This is a genomic window from Plantactinospora sp. KBS50 (assembly GCF_002285795.1).
GTDB lineage: Bacteria > Actinomycetota > Actinomycetes > Mycobacteriales > Micromonosporaceae > KBS50.
In genome coordinates this window covers 4,574,343-4,591,871 of record NZ_CP022961.1, presented here as the reverse complement: position 1 = coordinate 4,591,871, position 17,529 = coordinate 4,574,343, and the positions used below count along the sequence as shown (strand labels likewise).

General features: G+C 72.7%; 19 protein-coding genes. 14 read left to right on the top strand and 5 right to left on the bottom strand.

Annotated elements, in window-relative coordinates:
* Positions 1-160 precede the first annotated feature (160 nt).
* The 8 genes from sufD to CIK06_RS19630 all read left to right on the top strand — a co-directional run bounded on the left by sufD (position 161) and on the right by CIK06_RS19630 (position 6,401).
* Complete coding sequence (gene sufD, locus CIK06_RS19665; RefSeq protein WP_095566063.1) at positions 161-1,381, top strand: Fe-S cluster assembly protein SufD; 1,221 nt, start codon at positions 161-163, stop codon at positions 1,379-1,381.
* On the top strand, positions 1,381-1,716 hold the full coding sequence (locus CIK06_RS19660; RefSeq protein WP_095566062.1) for a non-heme iron oxygenase ferredoxin subunit: 336 nt from the start codon (positions 1,381-1,383) through the stop codon (positions 1,714-1,716). Before sufD ends, CIK06_RS19660 begins: the two co-directional genes overlap by 1 nt.
* Positions 1,716-2,489, top strand: a complete 774-nt coding sequence (gene sufC / locus CIK06_RS19655) for a Fe-S cluster assembly ATPase SufC (protein ID WP_095566061.1) — start codon at positions 1,716-1,718, stop codon at positions 2,487-2,489. The genes CIK06_RS19660 and sufC overlap by 1 nt, the downstream gene beginning before the upstream one ends.
* 25 nt (positions 2,490-2,514) lie before the next feature.
* Positions 2,515-3,837 carry a cysteine desulfurase gene (locus CIK06_RS19650; protein WP_095566060.1) on the top strand — a complete coding sequence of 441 codons (1,323 nt, stop codon included), beginning with the start codon at positions 2,515-2,517 and terminating at the stop codon, positions 3,835-3,837.
* Positions 3,837-4,310, top strand: a complete 474-nt coding sequence (gene sufU / locus CIK06_RS19645) for a Fe-S cluster assembly sulfur transfer protein SufU (RefSeq protein ID WP_095566059.1) — start codon at positions 3,837-3,839, stop codon at positions 4,308-4,310. Before CIK06_RS19650 ends, sufU begins: the two co-directional genes overlap by 1 nt.
* The gene (locus CIK06_RS19640) at positions 4,307-4,660 is read left to right on the top strand and encodes a metal-sulfur cluster assembly factor (RefSeq protein WP_369915993.1); all 354 of its coding nucleotides are present in this window, start codon (positions 4,307-4,309) and stop codon (positions 4,658-4,660) included. Before sufU ends, CIK06_RS19640 begins: the two co-directional genes overlap by 4 nt.
* 161 nt (positions 4,661-4,821) lie before the next feature.
* Positions 4,822-5,442: a LysE family transporter gene (locus tag CIK06_RS19635; RefSeq protein WP_095566058.1), complete on the top strand. Its 621-nt coding sequence runs from the start codon at positions 4,822-4,824 to the stop codon at positions 5,440-5,442.
* Positions 5,443-5,576: 134 nt separating this feature from the next.
* Positions 5,577-6,401, top strand: coding sequence for an acVLRF1 family peptidyl-tRNA hydrolase (locus CIK06_RS19630; protein ID WP_095566057.1), 825 nt, complete (start codon positions 5,577-5,579; stop codon positions 6,399-6,401).
* 210 nt (positions 6,402-6,611) lie between these two features.
* Here CIK06_RS19630 and CIK06_RS19625 read toward each other — a convergent pair whose 3' ends face one another.
* Positions 6,612-7,544 carry a neutral zinc metallopeptidase gene (locus CIK06_RS19625; protein ID WP_095567966.1) on the bottom strand — a complete coding sequence of 311 codons (933 nt, stop codon included), beginning with the start codon at positions 7,542-7,544 and terminating at the stop codon, positions 6,612-6,614.
* 251 nt (positions 7,545-7,795) lie between these two features.
* Between CIK06_RS19625 and CIK06_RS19620 the strand changes: the two genes are divergently transcribed.
* From CIK06_RS19620 to CIK06_RS19605, 4 genes are all read left to right on the top strand, one after another.
* Positions 7,796-9,400 (top strand): ABC-F family ATP-binding cassette domain-containing protein, encoded by a 1,605-nt coding sequence (locus tag CIK06_RS19620; protein ID WP_095566056.1) that lies wholly within the window; start codon positions 7,796-7,798, stop codon positions 9,398-9,400.
* A gap of 186 nt (positions 9,401-9,586) precedes the next feature.
* Positions 9,587-9,814, top strand: coding sequence for a helix-turn-helix domain-containing protein (locus CIK06_RS19615; RefSeq protein ID WP_095566055.1), 228 nt, complete (start codon positions 9,587-9,589; stop codon positions 9,812-9,814).
* Positions 9,815-9,827: 13 nt separating this feature from the next.
* On the top strand, positions 9,828-10,622 hold the full coding sequence (locus CIK06_RS19610; RefSeq protein WP_369916229.1) for an enoyl-CoA hydratase/isomerase family protein: 795 nt from the start codon (positions 9,828-9,830) through the stop codon (positions 10,620-10,622).
* Positions 10,623-10,740: 118 nt separating this feature from the next.
* Positions 10,741-12,726, top strand: coding sequence for an ABC transporter ATP-binding protein (locus CIK06_RS19605; RefSeq protein ID WP_095567965.1), 1,986 nt, complete (start codon positions 10,741-10,743; stop codon positions 12,724-12,726).
* A gap of 178 nt (positions 12,727-12,904) precedes the next feature.
* On the opposite strand, the gene mug is transcribed toward CIK06_RS19605, so the two are convergent.
* From mug to CIK06_RS19590, 3 genes are all read right to left on the bottom strand, one after another.
* A complete protein-coding gene (gene mug, locus CIK06_RS19600) occupies positions 12,905-13,516 on the bottom strand; it encodes a G/U mismatch-specific DNA glycosylase (protein ID WP_232533739.1) in 612 nt (203 codons plus the stop codon).
* 256 nt (positions 13,517-13,772) lie between these two features.
* Positions 13,773-14,531: an SDR family oxidoreductase gene (locus CIK06_RS19595; protein WP_095566052.1), complete on the bottom strand. Its 759-nt coding sequence runs from the start codon at positions 14,529-14,531 to the stop codon at positions 13,773-13,775.
* Positions 14,532-14,580: 49 nt separating this feature from the next.
* Positions 14,581-15,153 carry a TetR/AcrR family transcriptional regulator gene (locus tag CIK06_RS19590; RefSeq protein WP_095566051.1) on the bottom strand — a complete coding sequence of 191 codons (573 nt, stop codon included), beginning with the start codon at positions 15,151-15,153 and terminating at the stop codon, positions 14,581-14,583.
* Positions 15,154-15,258: 105 nt separating this feature from the next.
* Here CIK06_RS19590 and CIK06_RS19585 point away from each other — a divergent pair, with 105 nt between their 5' ends.
* Both CIK06_RS19585 and CIK06_RS19580 read left to right on the top strand, forming a co-directional pair.
* Positions 15,259-16,200 carry a carbon-nitrogen hydrolase family protein gene (locus tag CIK06_RS19585; protein ID WP_095566050.1) on the top strand — a complete coding sequence of 314 codons (942 nt, stop codon included), beginning with the start codon at positions 15,259-15,261 and terminating at the stop codon, positions 16,198-16,200.
* Between the two features lie 113 nt (positions 16,201-16,313).
* Entirely contained in the window at positions 16,314-16,961 is a 648-nt protein-coding gene (locus CIK06_RS19580) for an HAD family hydrolase (RefSeq protein ID WP_095566049.1), read from the top strand.
* Positions 16,962-17,244: 283 nt separating this feature from the next.
* Here CIK06_RS19580 and CIK06_RS19575 read toward each other — a convergent pair whose 3' ends face one another.
* A complete protein-coding gene (locus tag CIK06_RS19575; protein WP_095566048.1) occupies positions 17,245-17,490 on the bottom strand; it encodes a DUF2630 family protein in 246 nt (81 codons plus the stop codon).
* Between the last annotated feature and the right edge of the window lie 39 nt (positions 17,491-17,529).

The following is a 17,529-nucleotide window of genomic DNA, read 5'->3' as shown; positions in this document are numbered from 1 at the left end:
GCCGGTGTTCCGGCGGTGGCAGCTGGTCGGTGTTCCGGCGGTGCCAGATGGCCGGTGTCCCGGCGGTGCCAGATCGCCGGTCTACCGGCGGTGGCAGATGGCCGGTCTCCCGGCGGTGGCAGGCAGATGGTGGATGGGTTTCCCGCAGAGACAGGATGAGATGAGCACGCAGGCATTCGCGCCGCCCAAGACGAAGTCGCAGGCGCTCCGCTCGTACGACGTGGCGGACTTTCCGGCCCTGACCGGCCTGGAGGAGGACTGGCGGTTCACCCCGCTGAAGCGACTGCGCGGGCTGGCCACCGGCACGCCCGCGGCGTCGGGCGCGGTCAAGCACGAGTACGGGCAGCTACCACCCGGGGTGACGGTCTCCACCGTCCCGCACGACGACGCCCGGGTGGGCAGCGTGCTGGTGCCGTTCGACCGGATCAGCGCGCTGGCGCACGGCAACGCCGAACAGTCGCTGCTGGTCTCGGTGAGCGGCGGCACGGTGGTCACCGAGCCGGCGACGGTCCGGGTCGTCGGCGGGGGCGCCGACGGCGTCGCGTACGGGCACACCTTCATCGAGGTGGGCCGGTTCGCCGAGGCGACCCTGGTGCTGGAGCACATCGGCTCGGTCACCCTGGCCGACAACGTCGAGGTGGCGGTCGCCGACGGGGCGAAGCTGGTGCTCGTCACGGTGGCCGACTGGGAGCCCGACGCGGTCCAGGCGCAGCACCTCAAGGTGCGGCTCGGCCGGGACGCCAAGATCATTCATGTGCAGGTCTCGCTCGGCGGCGACCTGGTCCGGCAGTACACAAGCGTCGAGTACACCGGCCGCGGCGGCGAGGCCGAGCTGTACGGGCTGTACTTCGCCACCGAGCTGCCGGCGGACCCGGCCGGCGACGCCCGGCGCGGGCAGCACCTCGAACACCGCCAGCTCGTCGACCACACGGTGCCGGACTGCCGCAGCTACGTCGGCTACCGCGGGGCGTTGCAGGGCACGAACGCGCACACGGTCTGGGTGGGCGACGTGCTCATCCGCGCCGAGGCCACCGGCACCGACACGTACGAGATCAACCGGAACCTGGTGCTCACCGACGGCGCCCGCGCCGACTCCGTACCCAACCTGGAGATCGAGACCGGCGAGGTGGCCGGGGCCGGACACGCCTCCGCGACCGGCCGGTTCGACGACGAGCAGCTGTTCTACCTGATGTCCCGGGGCATCCCGGAGGCCGAGGCGCGGCGCCTGGTGGTGCGCGGCTTCTTCGCCGAGCTGATCAACAAGATTCCGGTCGAGGGGCTGCGCGAGCGGCTGGGCGACGCGGTCGAGGCCCGGCTGGCGAGCGGGCGGAGCGAGTTCGCGGCCCTCGGCGACGGCGACGCGGACCGGGCGAGCGCCTGATGTCCGAGCCGATCCGGATCTGCGCCGCGGACGACGTGCCGAAGGGCACGGCGATCCGGGCCGACGTGGACGGCACCGAGATCGCCGTCGTGCACGCCGACGACGACAACTTCTACGCCGTGTACGACGAGTGCTCGCACGCCGCCATCCCGCTCTCCGAGGGCGAGGTCGACGGCTGCACCCTGGAGTGCTGGCTGCACGGCTCCCGCTTCGACCTGCGGACCGGCGAGCCGACCGGACTGCCGGCCACCGAACCCGTTCCCGTGTATCCCGTCGACGTCCGTGACGGCGACGTGTACGTCAGCCTGACGCCAAGCAATGGAGTGACCCGATAATGAGCACCCTGGAGATCCGCGACCTACAGGTGTCGGTCAAGCTGCCCGACGACGAGCTGAAGCCGATCCTGGCCGGCGTCGACCTGACCGTGCGGTCGGGGGAGACCCACGCCCTCATGGGTCCGAACGGCTCCGGCAAGTCCACCCTGGCCTACTCGATCGCCGGCCACCCGAAGTACGAGATCACCGGCGGCTCGGTGACGCTGGACGGCGAGGACGTGCTGGCCATGTCCGTCGACGAGCGGGCGCGGGCCGGTCTCTTCCTGGCCATGCAGTACCCGGTCGAGGTGCCCGGGGTGTCGGTCGCCAACTTCCTGCGTACCGCCAAGACCGCGATCGACGGCACCGCGCCCAAGCTGCGCACCTGGGCCGGCGAGCTGCGCGGCGCCATGGAGCGGTTGCAGATGGACCCGGCGTTCGCCCAGCGCAACGTGAACGAGGGCTTCTCCGGCGGCGAGAAGAAGCGGCACGAGATCGTGCAGCTCGAACTGCTCAAGCCGAAGATGGCGATCCTCGACGAGACCGACTCGGGTCTGGACGTGGACGCGCTGCGGGTGGTGAGCCAGGGCGTGAACCGGATCCGGGAGACCGGCGAGACCGGGCTGCTGCTGATCACGCACTACACCCGGATCCTCCGCTACATCAAGCCGGACTTCGTGCACGTCTTCGTCGCCGGTCGGATCGTCGAGCAGGGCGGCCCGGAACTGGCCGACAAGCTGGAGGACGAGGGCTACGAGCGGTACGTCACCGGCGCCGGCGCGGCGCGGGCCTGATCAGGCGGAGAGGACGCGTGTCCAGATGAGCAGCACCATCGCGATCCCGCCCGGCATGCCGCAGTACGACGACGTGCCGCGCTTCGACGTCGAGCGGATCCGCGCCGATTTCCCGATCCTGGAGCGGGAGATCAACGGGCACCCGCTGGTCTACCTGGACAGCGCGAACACCTCGCACAAGCCCCGGCAGGTCATCGACGCGCTGCGTGAGCACTACGAGCGGCACAACGCCAACGTGTCGCGCTCGGTGCACACGCTGGGCACCGAGGCGACCGAGGCGTACGAGGCGGCCCGCGCGAAGGTGGCGGCGTTCATCAACGCACCCAGCGCCGACGAGGTGGTGTTCACCAAGAACTCCACCGAGGCGATCAACCTGGTGGCGTACGCGTTCTCGAACGCCTCGACGGGGCCGGCCGGTTCGGCCGGTGCCGCCGATCCGCGGTTCCGGCTCGGCCCCGGCGACGAGGTGGTGGTCTCCGAGATGGAGCACCACTCGAACATCGTGCCCTGGCAGTTGCTGTGCGAGCGGACCGGCGCCACGCTGCGCTGGTTCGGGGTGACCGAGGGCGGCCGGCTCGACGAGTCGAACCTCGACGAGTTGGTCACCGAGCGGACCAGGATCGTCGCCCTGGTGCACATGTCCAACATCCTCGGCACCGTCAACGCCACCTCGCGGATCACCCGCCGGGTCCGCGAGGTGGGCGCGTTGCTGCTGCTGGACTGCTCGCAGTCGGTCCCGCACCTGCCGATGGACGTGGTCGACCACGACGCGGACTTCATCGTCTTCACCGGTCACAAGATGTGCGGCCCGACCGGCATCGGGGTGCTGTGGGGGCGGTCCGAACTGCTCGCGGCCATGCCGCCGGTGCTCGGCGGCGGGTCGATGATCGAGACGGTGACGATGGCCGGCTCCACCTTCGCGGCCCCGCCGGCCCGGTTCGAGGCGGGCACGCCGCCGATCGCCGAGGCGGTCGGGCTGGGCGCGGCCGTGGACTACCTGTCCGGGATCGGCATGCGCGCGGTGCAGTGGCACGAGAAGGAGCTGACGACGTACGCGTTGGACGCCCTCCGCACGGTGCCCGACCTGCGGATCTTCGGGCCCGAGGTGCCGGTCGGGCGGGGAGGCACGATCTCCTTCGCGCTGGGCGACGTGCATCCGCACGACGTGGGTCAGGTGCTCGACGCGCAGGGCGTGCAGGTACGGGTGGGGCATCACTGCGCCCGGCCGACGTGCACCCGCTTCGGCGTACCGGCGATGACCCGGGCCTCGTTCTACCTGTACACCACCACGGCGGAGATCGACGCCCTGGTGCGCGGGCTGGAACAGGCGCGAAAGGTGTTCGGCTGATGCGGATCGACGAGCTGTACCAGGAGATCATCCTGGACCACTACAAGCACCCGCACGGCCGGGGCCTACGCGAGGCCACCGGCCCCGGCCTGCGGATGGGCGAAGCCCACCACGTCAACCCCACCTGCGGCGACGAGGTTACGGTCCGGGTGGCGGTGGATGCCGACCGGCTGGCCGACATCTCGTACGACGGGGTGGGCTGTTCGATCAGCCAGGCGTCGGCCAGCGTGCTGCACGAGCTGCTGACCGGCCGGGACACCGCGCGGGCCTTCGGGGTGCACGCGGCCTTCGTGGAACTGATGTCCGGGCGGGGCCAGGTCGCGCCGGACGAGGATGTGCTGGGCGACGGGGTGGCGTTCGCGGGCGTGGCGCGCTACCCGGCCCGGGTCAAGTGTGCGTTGCTGCCGTGGATGGCGTTCAAGGACGCCGCGGCGCGCGCCGGGGTGGGCGTGAGCCCGGAGGTGACGGCATGAGCGAGACGAGCAACGACACCAGCAACGACACCAGGATCGCCGACATCGAAGAGGCGATGAAGGACGTCGTCGACCCCGAGCTCGGGATCAACGTGGTCGACCTGGGTCTGGTGTACGGGATCCACGTCGACGAGGGCAACGTGGCGACCCTGGACATGACGCTGACCTCGGCGGCCTGCCCGCTGACCGACGTGATCGAGGACCAGACGCGGGAGGCGCTCACCAAGGGGCCGGACGGCGGCCTGGTGGACGACTTCCGGATCAACTGGGTGTGGATTCCGCCGTGGGGTCCCGACAAGATCACCGACGAGGGTCGGGAGCAGCTCCGCTCGCTCGGCTTCAACGTCTGACCGCTGGCACGGACCAATTCGGTCGACCCGGCTCGCCGAACCGTCGAGAATGGGCCGGTGACCACGCCGTACCCCGTCCGCGTCCGCACTGTCCCGCCGGCCCCTGCGGCCGGGCGACAGTGCGCCGCGGCGGTGTCCGACCTGGTCGATCCGCCGCCGTCGTGACCGCGGCCTTCCTGGCCGGACTGGTCGCCGGGTACGGCGTGGCCGTCCCGGTCGGTGCCATCGCGGTCCTCATCCTCGGCCTGAGCGCCCGGTTCTCCCTGGCGGTCGGTGCCGCGGCGGCGCTCGGCGTCGCCACCGCCGACGGCCTGTACGCGGCCACCGCCGTCCTCGGCGGGGTGGCGCTGACCCGCGTGCTCAGCCCGGTGGCCGGTCCACTGCGCTGGGTCGCCGCCGGGGTGCTGCTGGTGCTGGCCGGTCACGGCGCCTGGCGGGCGCTGGCCCGGCATCGTGACCCGGCCCGGTCCGGACGCGGCGAGATGCTGGCCAGCCCGGCCCGGGCGTACCCGACTCTGCTCGGCCTGACCCTGCTCAACCCGATGACGATCGTCTACTTCGCCGCCCTCGTCATCGGTCGGCAGCCGCTCGGGGGTTCCTCGGCCGCCGCGGCGGCGCTGTTCGTCGCCGGCGCCTTCCTCGCCTCGGCGAGCTGGCAACTGCTGATCGCCGCCGGTGGCTCGCTGGTCGGCCGGGTGCTCGCCGGCCCGGTCGGCCGGCTGGTGACGGCGCTGCTGTCCAGCGCGCTCATCGCCGGACTGGCGATCTCGGTACTGGTCTGACTCCCGGCGGTCCTCGCCCGCCCGGCCTGCCGGCCCGTGGGTTTGTCGGGTCGGCCGGTTCGGGGTCCGTTGACCGGCGCACCCCGGGACTGCCGTACGGTCGATCCCGTGGCACCCTGGATCGGAACCGCTCGGTGAGCCGCCCGGCCGCCGGCGGTGGCCGCTGGGTGGACGTGGACCCCGGCCGGCTCACCCGGTGGGTGGCGAACTTCGCCGACCGGCACGGCGGACCGGCCACGGTCACGGTCGCCGCGGATCCGGCCGGCCTGCTGCTCACCGCCCCGGACGGCGCCACCGCCCGGCTTGAGCTGCCGCCCGGGGCATCCGCGGAGACCGACCACGCCCGGGCCGCCGACGTGTCTGCCGGGACCGATCCCGCCGGGGCCGCCGACGTGTCTGCCGGGACCGATCGTGCCGGGGCCGCCGACGTGTCTGCCGGGACCGATCGTGCCGGCGTCGGCCGGGCGGCTGCCGGCGCCGATCCCGCCGGGGTGGCCGATCTCGCCGGATTCGTCGCGGCGGCGACCGCGCCCCGGCGGCTGGGCCTGCTGCTGGCCCGCAAGGGCAGCGTGGCGATCGGCGTGGCGGAGGGGGACCGGCTGGTCACCTCCAAGGTGGACAGCCGGTACGTCCAGGGCCGCACCGCGGCGGGCGGCTGGTCGCAGCAGCGCTTCGCCCGGCGCCGGGACAACCAGGCGCGGGCCGCGGCCGGCGATGCCGTCGAGTTGGCGGCCCGGCTGCTGCTGCCCGAGGCCGACCGGCTGGCCGCGCTGGTCGGCGGCGGGGATCGACGGGCCGTCGACACGGTGCTGGCCGATCGCCGGTTGGCGCCGCTGGCGTCGCTGCGTGCCGACCGCTTCCTCACCGTCGGCGAGCCGCGCCGCGCCGCCCTGGTGGAGGCGGTCGCCGCCGCGAGGGCGGTCCGGATCCTGGTCCGGGATCCGGAGCCACCGGTCTAGGAGCCACCGGTCTAGGAGCCGCCGGTCCGGGGACTGCCGGTCCGGGGACTGCCGGTTCAGGCCGTCCGGCCCATGATCGACTCGTCTTCGGCGAAGTTGGGGTATCCCGGCGGTCCGGATCCCCCGACTTCACCGAAGACGAGTCGATCATGCGCGGGGCCAGCCATGCGCGGGGCCAGCCATGCGCGAGGTGATGACCTCGGGCGGAGGTCAGATGCTGCCGCTGAACGTGTCGCAGGTCTTCGGGTCGCCGCTGTCGTAGCCCTGCTCGAACCACTTCTGCCGCTGTGCGGAGGTGCCGTGGGTGTACGAACTCGGGTCGTTGCCCTGGCCGGACTTCCGCTGGATGGCGTCGTCGCCGATCGCGCCCGCGGTGTCCACCGCGTCCTGGATGTCCTGCTGGTCGATCGACTTGAAGATCGCCTTGCCGCTCCTGGTCTTCGTCTCGGTGGCGTGGTGTGCCCAGGCGCCCGCGTAGCAGTCCGCCTGCAGTTCCAGCCGGACGGAGCCGGAGTTCGGGCCCTGCTGGCCGCCCTGCTCCGCCTTGGCGTTGGTGCCGAGCAGATCCTGCACGTGGTGGCCGTACTCGTGCGCCAGCACGTACGGCTGGGGGAACTCGCCCGTCACCCCGAACTCCTGCGCCAGGGTGTCGTAGAACGTCAGGTCGATGTAGACGTGCTGGTCCGCCGGACAGTAGAACGGCCCGACCCCGGAGTCGGCCTGGCCGCAGCCGGTGTTCACGTTGCCGCTGAAGAACCGGGTGGTGACCGGCTGGTACTTCTTGCCGAACGCCTCCGGCATGGCCGTCTGCCAGTAGTCCTGGATCGAGTTGACGTAGAGCGTGTTGCGGCAGTCCCGCTGTTCGGTCTTGTCGGCGGCGTCGCAGCGCTGGTTCAGCGTGCTGTTGTCCGCGGGCTGGTCGCCGCCGCCCCCGCCGAGTTGGCTGACCCCGAAACCGCCGCCGAGCAGCGCCACCAGGACGGCGATGACGATCCCGATCAGACCTCCTCGCCCGCCGCCGCCACCGCCGGGGATCGGAATGGGGATGCCCATCCTGCCGCCGCCACCGCCGCCACCCCCGGTCGATCCGCGCATGTCTTCGACCTGGCTGGTGTCGACCTCGGCGTTCTCGTTCAGCTCCATGGAAACCTCGATCGTCGGGTAGGTCAGCACGTGTCAACAGATCAGTTCCGGACGATGTCCGGACGTCCGGCAGGGTACCCGATGATCTTGTCCGGTAATCCGCTCCGGGTCGGTGCGGGCCGCCCGGTACAATCGATGGCGTGTTGCTCTGCGAAGGCTGACCAGCCCCGCGCCGGCGAGCGGACCATTCCTCGTCGGCGCCGCCGCGTGCCCGCAAGTCAGCCCTTCCACCCGAGAGCGAGTCCGTCGACATGATCACTGCCACCGGCCTGGAACTGCGCGCCGGCTCCCGCATCCTGCTGTCCGAGGCGACGCTGCGGGTCCAGCCCGGCGACCGGATCGGCCTGGTCGGCCGCAACGGCGCCGGCAAGACGACCACCCTGAAGGTGCTGGCCGGGGAGGGCCAGCCGTACGCGGGCACGATCGACCGGCGCAGCGCCATCGGCTACCTGCCGCAGGATCCGCGTACCGGCGATCTGGGGGTTACCGGCCGCGACCGGGTGCTCTCGGCCCGCGGCCTGGACGTGCTGCTGGCCCAGATGACCGAGCTGGAGGCCCGGCTCGCCGAAACGCCCGACGAGCGGCTGGTCCGCCGGTACGGCGCGCTGGAGGACCAGTTCGCCGCCCTCGGCGGGTACGCCGCGGAGGCCGAGGCGGCGCGGATCTGCGCCAATCTGGGGCTGCCCGAGCGGGCTCTCGCGCAGCCGATCGGCACGCTCTCCGGTGGCCAGCGCCGGCGCATCGAGCTGGCCCGCATCCTGTTCCGCGACGCCGGGGAGAACGGCGGCGGCATCCTGCTGCTGGACGAGCCGACCAACCACCTGGACGCCGACTCGATCACCTGGCTGCGCGGCTTCCTGGCCAACCACAAGGGCGGGCTGGTGGTGATCAGCCACGACGCCTCGCTGCTGGAGGCGGTGGTCAACAAGGTCTGGTTCCTCGACGCCACCCGCTCGGTGGTGGACGGCTACAACCTCGGCTGGAAGGCGTACCTGGAGCAGCGCGAGACCGACGAGCGGCGCCGGCGCCGGGAGCGGGCCAACGCGGAGAAGAAGGCCGGCGCCCTGATGGCGCAGGCCGACAAGATGCGGGCCAAGGCCACCAAGACGGTGGCCGCGCAGAACATGGCCCGCCGGGCCGAGCGGTTGCTGACCGGGCTGGAGGAGGTACGGGTCGCCGACAAGGTGGCCAAGGTGCGCTTCCCGACGCCCGCGGCGTGCGGAAAGACCCCGCTCACCGCGACCGGCCTGTCCAAGTCGTACGGCTCGCTGGAGATCTTCACCGATGTGAACGTGGCGGTGGACCGCGGGTCGCGGGTCGCCATCCTCGGCCTGAACGGTGCGGGCAAGACGACCCTGCTGCGCATTCTCGGCGGGTTGCTGGAGCCGGACACCGGGCAGGTGCACCCGGGGCACGGGCTGCGGCTCGGGTACTACGCCCAGGAGCACGAGACCCTCGACGTGGACCGGACCGTGCTGGAGCACATGCGCAGCGCCGCGCGCGACCAGGCCGACGGCGACCTGCGCAGGATCCTCGGCGCGTTCCTCTTCTCCGGTGAGGACGTGGACAAGCCGGCCGGGGTGCTCTCCGGGGGCGAGAAGACCCGGCTGGCGCTGGCCACCCTGGTCTGCTCCGGGGCCAACCTGCTGCTGCTGGACGAGCCGACCAACAACCTCGACCCGGTCAGCCGGGAGCAGGTGCTGGACGCCATCGCGCGCTATCCCGGAGCGATCGTGCTGGTGACCCACGACCCGGGGGCGGTGCAGGCGCTCAAGCCGGACAGTGCGATTCTGCTTCCGGACGGTGACGAGGATGCCTGGAGTGACGACCTGCTGGAGCTGGTCGAACTCGCCTAGATTTCACCCCGTGTAACCGGAAGCGCCTGCTCACGGCGTGCCATGTTCGCAGGTCAACCTATCGGGAATGCGACACTGTCGTGCGTGTCGGTTGGCGAAGAGTTGATATCTGGCGCATGATCGTCCGAGGCGGTCTAATAGGTGGGACCGTATCGAACCGCACAGTCTGGGACGTGAGGAATCAACATGGCAGCCACCGGCACAGCCACCAGCACTGAGAAGGGTCGCCGGATCGTCGGGACCGAGCGGCAGACGCTCGCGAAGGACCTGGTCAAGCGGTACACCTCCGGTGAGAGCATCCGCGCCCTCGCGGCCTCGACCGGCCGGTCCTACGGGTTCATTCATCGGGTGCTCACCGAATCTGGCGTTCAACTACGGCAGCGCGGTGGAGCACGCCGACGCAAGAAGGCGTGATCCGCCCCGACGCCTGGCCCGTACGCGCGGTCAGCCACCGGAGACCCCGGTGACCGCTGGCGTACGGCTGGACCGCGACGGGCCGGTGGCGACGGTGACGTTGTCCCGGCCCGACGTCCTCAACGCGCAGACCCCCGCCATGTGGGTCGCCATGCGGGACTTCGCCCGTGACCTGCCGGCGGATGTGCGGGTCGTGGTCGTCCGTGGGGAGGGTCGGGCCTTTTCCGCCGGGCTCGACCTCGCGGTTGCCCGGGGCGAGGGCGACGAGTCGTTCGCGGAGTTGACCACCATGCCGCCCGCGGCGGCGGCGGATCGGATCGCCGGGTTCCAGGCCGGTTTCACGTGGCTGCACCGGCCTGACCTGATCTCGATCGCCGCCGTGCACGGGCACGCCATCGGCGCGGGCTTCCAGCTGGCCCTGGCCTGCGACCTGCGGGTGCTGGCCGAGAATGCCACCCTGTCGATGGCCGAGGTGACCCTCGGCCTGGTGCCCGATCTCGCCGGCACCGGGCGGCTGGTCGATCTCGTGGGCTACGCCCGGGCGCTGGAGATCTGCGCCACCGGGCGCCGGATCGACGCCGCCGAGGCGTACCGGCTCGGGTTGGCGACCCTGGTCGTCCCGGAGGCCGACCTGGCGTCGGCGACCGCCGACCTGACCGCCGCGCTGCTGGCCGGCCAGCGCGACGCGGTGGTCGAGATCAAGGCGCTGCTGGCCGGCGCCGCCCGCCGGTCGCCCGCCGACCAGCAGCGGGCCGAGCGGGAGGCACAGGTACGCCGCCTGCGCGACCTGGCGGGTGTCGGGGAGTGACGGCGGACGGTAAGGACCGTTCGGGAAGAAACGGGTTACCTATGGAGTTGTCGTAGGCATCGGGAAGACTGGCCCGGTGCAGCGGTAGGCAACGCGGAGGTGACGGGTGACCCATCCGATGGCAGGCGGGGGCATGGGCGGCGGCGGTTGGTCCATGCTGCGCTCGATGCGCAGCAAGGACGATGTCGCCGGGCACCGGGTCAGCCGGGAGACGGGTCGCCGCATCGTCGAGTTCGCCCGGCCCTACCGGCGGGACATCGTCGTCTTCCTGATCACGGTGATCGTTTCGGCCGTGATCGGCGTGGCGACGCCGGTGCTCGCCGGCTGGGTGGTCAACGCGATCACCAAGGGCGGTTCCGAGGCCGGCGCCACGGTCGTCCGGCTGGCCCTGGTGATCGGTGCCCTGGCCGTGGCCGACGCCCTGTTCTCGCTGGCCCAGCGGTGGTATTCCGCCCGGATCGGCGAGGGGATCATCCTCGACCTGCGCACCAAGGTCTACGACCACGTCCAGCGGATGCCGCTGCAGTTCTTCACCCGCACCCAGACCGGTGCCCTGGTGAGCCGGCTGAACAACGACGTGCTCGGCGCCCAACGGGCGTTCACCAGCACCCTGTCCGGGGTGGTCAGCAACGTCATCCAGCTGGTGCTGACGGCCGGCGTGATGTTCACCCTGTCCTGGCAGATCACCGCGCTGTCGCTGGTCCTGCTGCCGATCTTCATCATCCCGGCCCGTCGGGTGGGCCGGCGGCTGGCCGAGATCACCCGCGAGTCGTACAACCTCGACGCCACGATGAACGCCACCATGACCGAGCGGTTCGGCGTCTCCGGCGCGCTGCTGGTGAAGCTCTTCGGCCGGCCGGACGCCGAGGCCGCCCGGTTCGCCCGCCGGGCCGAGCGGGTCCGGGACATCGGCATCCAGTCCGCGATGTACTCGCGGACCTTCTTCGTGGCGATGCTGCTGGTCGCCTCGCTGGCCCAGGCCCTCACGTACGGGCTCGGCGGCTGGCTGGCCGTGACCGGAGCCGTCAGCGCCGGCACCGTGGTCACCCTCGCGCTGCTGCTCACCCGGCTGTACGGTCCGCTGACCGCGCTGTCCAACGTCCGGGTGGACGTGATGAGCGCGCTGGTCTCGTTCGACCGGGTCTTCGAGGTGCTCGACCTGAAGCCGTCGATCGCCGAGAGGCCCGGGGCCGTTGCGGTGCCCCGCCGCGAGGGCCGGGTGGAGTTCCGGGACGTGTGGTTCCGCTACCCCAGCGCCGCAGAGGTGTCGCTGGCGTCGCTGGAGGACGTGGCCGCGCTGGACCGCCAGGCCAACGAGCCGGTGCTCAAGGGCGTCTCGTTCACCGTGGAGCCGGGACAGATGGTGGCCCTGGTGGGGCCCTCCGGCGCCGGCAAGTCCACCACGTCGATGCTGCTGTCCCGGGTCTACGACGTGAGCGACGGCGCCGTCCGGGTGGGCGGGGTCGACGTCCGGGACGCCACCCTCGACTCGCTGCGCGACGAGATCGGCGTGGTCACCCAGGATTCCCACCTGTTCCACGAGACCATCGCGGAGAACCTGCGGTACGCCAAGCCGGAGGCCACCGACGACGAACTGTGGGCCGCGCTGCGCGGAGCACAGATCGCCGAGCTGGTGCGCTCGCTGCCCGGCGGCCTGGAGACGGTGGTGGGCGAGCGGGGCTACCGGTTCTCCGGCGGGGAGAAGCAGCGCATCGCCATCGCCCGCCTGCTGCTCAAGGCGCCGTCGATCGTGGTGCTGGACGAGGCCACCGCACACCTGGACTCCGAGTCCGAGGCGGCGGTGCAGCGGGCGCTGTCGGTGGCGCTGAGCGGCCGTACCGCGCTGGTGATCGCGCACCGGCTCTCCACGGTGCGCGACGCCGACCAGATCCTGGTGCTGGACGACGGGCGCATCGTCGAACGCGGCCGGCACGAGGAACTGGTCGCCGTGGGCGGGCTCTACGCCGAGCTGTACCGGACCCAGTTCGCGGTCGCGGACTCCCCGGCGCCGCTCACCGGCGACGACCAGGCCATCGTGGCCAGCATCCCGATGCACGAGTACGTCGTCGCCGACGAGGCGTTGCCGCCCGCCGCGGCCAACTGACCGCCGCCGGCCCGCCCCCCGTCCGAGGTCGACCTGTCCGTGGTCGACCTGTCCGTCCGGGGTCGACCTGTCCGTCCGGGCCGGCGGGTGGCCCATCTTCGGCGAAGTCGGGGGATCCGGGTCGCCCGGATCCCCCGACTTCGCCGAAGATGAGATGATCTTGGCGGCTCCGGGATGTTCAGTCGCACTCGGCGGCCGGCTGCTCGGCGGCGCGCTGTTCGGCCGTCCGCTGTTCGGCGGCGCGCCGCAGGGCGGCGAACTGCTCGCCGAGCCGGCCGAGCGGGAAGTGCGCGTTCAGGCCGCTCGGGTTGGGCAGCACCCACAGCCGGGCGGGGCCGATCCGCTCCGGCTGCGCGCCGATGATCGCGGCCCGTCGCCGGAACCCGATCCGGTACGCGGTCACGCCGACCACGGCCACCCAGTCCGGGGCGTACCGGTCGGCCTTGGCGGTGAGGTCGGCGGCGCCGGCGATCAACTCCTCCGGTCGCAGTTCGTCGGCGCGGGCGGTGGCCCGGGCGACCAGGTTCGTCACGCCGAGACCGCGGGCCAGCAACTCGTCCGGCTCCCAGGGCCGTAGCTCCCGGTCGGTGAGCCCGCCGAGGTGCAGGGCGGGCCAGAACCGGTTGCCCGGCCGGGCGAAGTGCCGGCCCGTCGCCCCCGAGTACAGGCCCGGGTTGATGCCGCAGAACAGGATGCGCAGTCCGGGCGCGATGATGTCCGGGATCGTCCGGCCCGCGGCCGCGGCAACCTGGGCGCGGGTGGGTCGGGTCGGGGCCGTGGCGTCGGACATGACATCAACTGTCGCCCATCCGGACCCCGGCCGCCCAGCGGCGTCCGTCACGTACGGCGCCCCTACCTGCGGCGGCGCAGCAGGACGACCGTGACGGCGACGATCGCCGTGACGAACAGCAGGCAGGTCATGGCACACAACACGGCGGCGACCGGACGGATGGATCCCATGCCCCCGAAGCGTAGGGCGCCCGGCCATGCCACGCCGGCCGGCAGGCCGGGACAGCTCAGCCGGCCGCGCGGCGGCGCCGTACCGGTCAGAAGGTGCGCAGGAGGCCGCCGTCCACCGGAAGGGCCAGCCCGGTCAGGTAGCTCGCGGCCGGGGACAGAACGAACGCGGCAACCCGGCCGAACTCCGCCGGCTCGGCCACCCGGCGCAGCGGGATCGCCCCCTCGGCGTCGGCGCGGGCCCGCTCGGGGTTTCCGCTGGCGGCGAAGAGTTCCCGGTTGCGGTCGGTGAGAATCCGGCCGGGCAGCAGGGAGACGACCCGTACCCCGCGCGGCCCGAACTCGTCGGCCATGTCCTTGGCCACCCCGGCCAGCCCGGGACGCAGCCCGTTGGAGATGCCCAGTCCGGGCAGGGGCGAGCGGGCCGACGTGGACAGGACCAGGCCGATCGCCCCGCCGTCGGTCAGTTCCGTGGCGACCGTTCGGGCCATCCGCACGGCGCCGAGGAACACCGATTCGAACGCGGCCCGCCACTGCTCGTCGGTCGCCCCGGCGGCGGTGCCCAGCGGCGGACCGCCGACCGAGACCAGCGCGCCGTCCAGCCGGTCGAAGCGGTCCCGGGCCGCCGCCACCAGCCGGGCCGCGGCGTGCGGATCGGCCAGGTCGGCGGGTACGCCGTGCGCGCGCTCCGGACCGAGCCGGGTCACCGCGTCGGCCACGGCGGCCGGGTCGCGGGAGGAGATGACCACCTGGGCGCCGTCGGCCACCAGGCTCTCGGCGGTGGCGAAGCCGAGGCCGCGGGAGGCCCCGGTGAGGATGTACGTCCGGCCGGCGAGTCCGAGATCCATGCCGGGATCCTGCCGTACGCGGTTGCCGTGCGCACCCCCGGGTACGCCGTCAGCGGCGGCGGACGGCGTCCTCGACCAGGTCGAGCACCCCACTCAGCTCGCCGGCCGGGCGGCCCATCGCCAGGTGCAGCACCAGGCCGTCGTAGGCCAGCTCCAGGAACTGGGTGAGCACCTCGATCGGTACGTCGTCGCGCAGCACACCGGCGTCCCGCTGCCGGATCAGCCGGTCCCGGGTCGCCTGGGCGATCGCGGCCGAGCGTTCGGCCCAGCGCTTGGCGAACTCCGGGTCGGTGCGCAGCCGGCGGGAGACCTCAAGCTGGCTGCCCAGCCAGCCCGCGGTGTCCGGGCTGCCGGCCCGGCCGAGCAGGTCGCGCATCACCTGGACCAGACCGTTGCGGGCGACCGTGTCGGCCATCTCGATCGCGTCGTCCTCGGCCACCGCCAGGAACAGCGAGTCCTTGTCCCGGAAGTGGTGGAAGATCGCCCCGCGGGAGAGGCCGGTCGCCTCCTCCAGCCGGCGGACGGTGGCGCCCTCGTACCCGTGGCGCGCGAAACAGCCCCGCGCGGCGGCGAGAATCTCCTGGCGGCGCGCGTCGAGCTGGTGCTGACTTACCCTGGGCACCAGTCAAGCGTGCCAGGTGATCGAGAACCCAGCAAGCCGTACGTACGGCTTGCTTTGGTCGTGGCGCCGCGGCGGGTTGTCGGACCCGTTGAATACGATGCCCGCATGGACGTACCCGCAGGATCAGGCGTGCCCGCCGGACCGGACGGCCAACGGGGCGTGCCGGCCGACCCGCCGGCCGACCCGCCGGCCGACCCGCCGGTTCCGCCGGCCCCACTGACCGTGGCGGCGGTGCAGGCCGAGGCGGTGCCCGGCGACCTTGCCGGGAACGCCGGTACGGCGGCCCGCGCGGTGGCGACGGCGGCGGCGAGCGGCGCCCGCCTCGTGGTGCTACCCGAGCTGTTCCTGCCGGCGTACCATCCGCCGACCCTGCGTGCCGACCCGGCCGGCACCGACGTCGCGGCCGGGCCGGGCGGCCGGGTCGACGACCCGCGGCTCGCCGCGCTGCGCCATGCCGCGGTCGAGCACCGCGCCGTGGTCGTGGTCGGCGCCGCCGTCCGCCACCCGGACGGCCGGCGGACCTGCTCGGCGCTGGTGCTGGATCCGTCCGGCACGGTCCGGATCGGGTACGACAAGCAGCACCTCTGGGGACCGGACGAGAACGAGTTGTTCGTGCCGGGAGAGCGGGGTGCGACGCTGAGCCTCGACGGTTGGCTGCTGGGCCTGGGCGTCTGCTACGACGGGTGCTTCCCGGAGCACGGCCGGGCGGCGGCGGCCGGGGGTGCGCACGGCTACCTCTGCCCGAGCGGCTACGTCGAGGGCTCGCAGCACCGCCGGGACCTCTACTACGCGGCCCGGGCGTTGGACAACACCATGTACGTGGTCTTCGCGAACGCGGTGGGCGGGGCGGCGCCGTGGCGCTTCAACGGTGGCGCGGCGATCTACGACCCGGAGGGCCGGCCGGTGCGTCGGGCCGCCGACTCCGGCCCGGACGTGGTGGTGGCGACGCTGACACCCGAACTGCTCCGCGACGTGCGCGGCGCGCACGGCATGCTCGCCGATCGGCTGCCACACCAGGGCGGTACGCGGACGTTACTGCGGGTCTGACCCTGTCCGGGCGATTCGGCGGTGCCGGCCGGCGGCGCGGGACCGTTCGCGTAGTTCGGCTGTTAACGCGGCTGGTCTGTCGCGCGGCCGTCGAGGTCACGTAATGTTCGCGCGTGCCGTTGCTGCTCCTCGACCTGGACAACACACTGCTCGACCGCACCGGCGCCTTCCGCATGTGGGGAGAGGACTTCCTGGGGCAAATCGGTGCACCGGACGGCGACATCGACTGGCTGCTCTCGATGGACGCCGACGGGCTCACCGACCGGTGGGACATTGCGGACGCGTTGCGGGCCCGGTACGGGCTCCGTATCCCGTCCATCGACCTCGTCGAGGCGCTGCACGACGGGGTGATCGAGCGCGCCCGCGTGGACCCGCTGGTCGCGTGCGCGCTTCAGATCATGGCCAAGGCCGGCTGGGTTCCGGTGGTGGTGACCAACGGAACCGTCCAGCGGGAGGAGGCCAAGATCCGCGGCAGCGGGCTGGACCGGTACGTCGCCGACTGGGTCATCTCCGAGGAGGTGGGGGTGAGCAAGCCGAATCCGCGGATCTTCGCGGTCGCCGCCCAACGCGCCCGGATGCACCTGCGCGGTGCCTGGGTGGTGGGCGACGGTCCGGAGGCCGACATCGGCGCCGCCGCCGCGATGGGGCTGCCGAGCGTCTGGCTGCACCGGGGTCGGCGCTGGCTGGAGTCCCGGTACCGGCCGACGCGCACCGCCGACGGAGTGATCCCGGCCGTCTCCGAGGTGCTCGCCGCGGGCTGACGACCCGGTTTGTCTCCGCCGGCGTCGCGTCCGGCCGGCGTCGCGTCCGGCCGGCGTCGCGTCCGGCCGGCGTCGCGTCCGGCCGATGTCGCGTCTGGCCGTGCTGCGGGTGGTTGCGTCCGGCCCGCGTCCGGCCGGCGTCGCGTCTGGCCGTGCTGCGGGTGGTTGCGTCCGGCCCGCGTCCTGCCGGCCCGTGTCGGGTCCGGCCGCCGGTCCACCTTCCCGTCCGCGTCTCCGGCGGCCGTGCTGCGCCGGTCCGCGTCGCGTCCCGCGGCCTGGGTGGCTACTGGAGGTACCGCTCCACCTCGTCCACCGGGCGGGCGCCGGTGGTCTCCGGATCCTGGCCGGCGTCCCGGGCCGCCCGGCGCCGGCGCAGCAGATCCCAGCACTGGTCGAGGGATTCTTCCAGGTGGTTGAGGCGGTCCCGCTCCTCGTCGGTGGAGACCTGGCCGGCCTGCACCTGGCCGCGCAGCCGGTGTTCCTCGTCGACCAGCTCCGTGATCCGAGCCATGATCGTCTTGTCGTCCATGCCCCGAGCCTTTCACAGCCCCGGACGGGTCGGGGCGCC

Bases quoted from the DNA above. Each gene is read 5' to 3' on its own strand.
- CIK06_RS19620 (WP_095566056.1), top strand. From the start codon at position 7,796: ATGATCACTGCCACCGGCCTGGAACTGCGCGCCGGCTCCCGCATCCTG.
- CIK06_RS19575 (WP_095566048.1), bottom strand. From the start codon at position 17,490: ATGGACGACAAGACGATCATGGCTCGGATCACGGAGCTGGTCGACGAG.
- CIK06_RS19605 (WP_095567965.1), top strand. From the start codon at position 10,741: ATGGCAGGCGGGGGCATGGGCGGCGGCGGTTGGTCCATGCTGCGCTCG.
- CIK06_RS19595 (WP_095566052.1), bottom strand. From the start codon at position 14,531: ATGGATCTCGGACTCGCCGGCCGGACGTACATCCTCACCGGGGCCTCC.
- CIK06_RS19615 (WP_095566055.1), top strand. From the start codon at position 9,587: ATGGCAGCCACCGGCACAGCCACCAGCACTGAGAAGGGTCGCCGGATC.
- sufU (WP_095566059.1), top strand. From the start codon at position 3,837: ATGCGGATCGACGAGCTGTACCAGGAGATCATCCTGGACCACTACAAG.
- sufD (WP_095566063.1), top strand. From the start codon at position 161: ATGAGCACGCAGGCATTCGCGCCGCCCAAGACGAAGTCGCAGGCGCTC.
- mug (WP_232533739.1), bottom strand. From the start codon at position 13,516: ATGTCCGACGCCACGGCCCCGACCCGACCCACCCGCGCCCAGGTTGCC.
- CIK06_RS19650 (WP_095566060.1), top strand. From the start codon at position 2,515: ATGAGCAGCACCATCGCGATCCCGCCCGGCATGCCGCAGTACGACGAC.
- CIK06_RS19660 (WP_095566062.1), top strand. From the start codon at position 1,381: ATGTCCGAGCCGATCCGGATCTGCGCCGCGGACGACGTGCCGAAGGGC.
- sufC (WP_095566061.1), top strand. From the start codon at position 1,716: ATGAGCACCCTGGAGATCCGCGACCTACAGGTGTCGGTCAAGCTGCCC.
- CIK06_RS19625 (WP_095567966.1), bottom strand. From the start codon at position 7,544: ATGGAGCTGAACGAGAACGCCGAGGTCGACACCAGCCAGGTCGAAGAC.
- CIK06_RS19585 (WP_095566050.1), top strand. From the start codon at position 15,259: ATGGACGTACCCGCAGGATCAGGCGTGCCCGCCGGACCGGACGGCCAA.
- CIK06_RS19640 (WP_369915993.1), top strand. From the start codon at position 4,307: ATGAGCGAGACGAGCAACGACACCAGCAACGACACCAGGATCGCCGAC.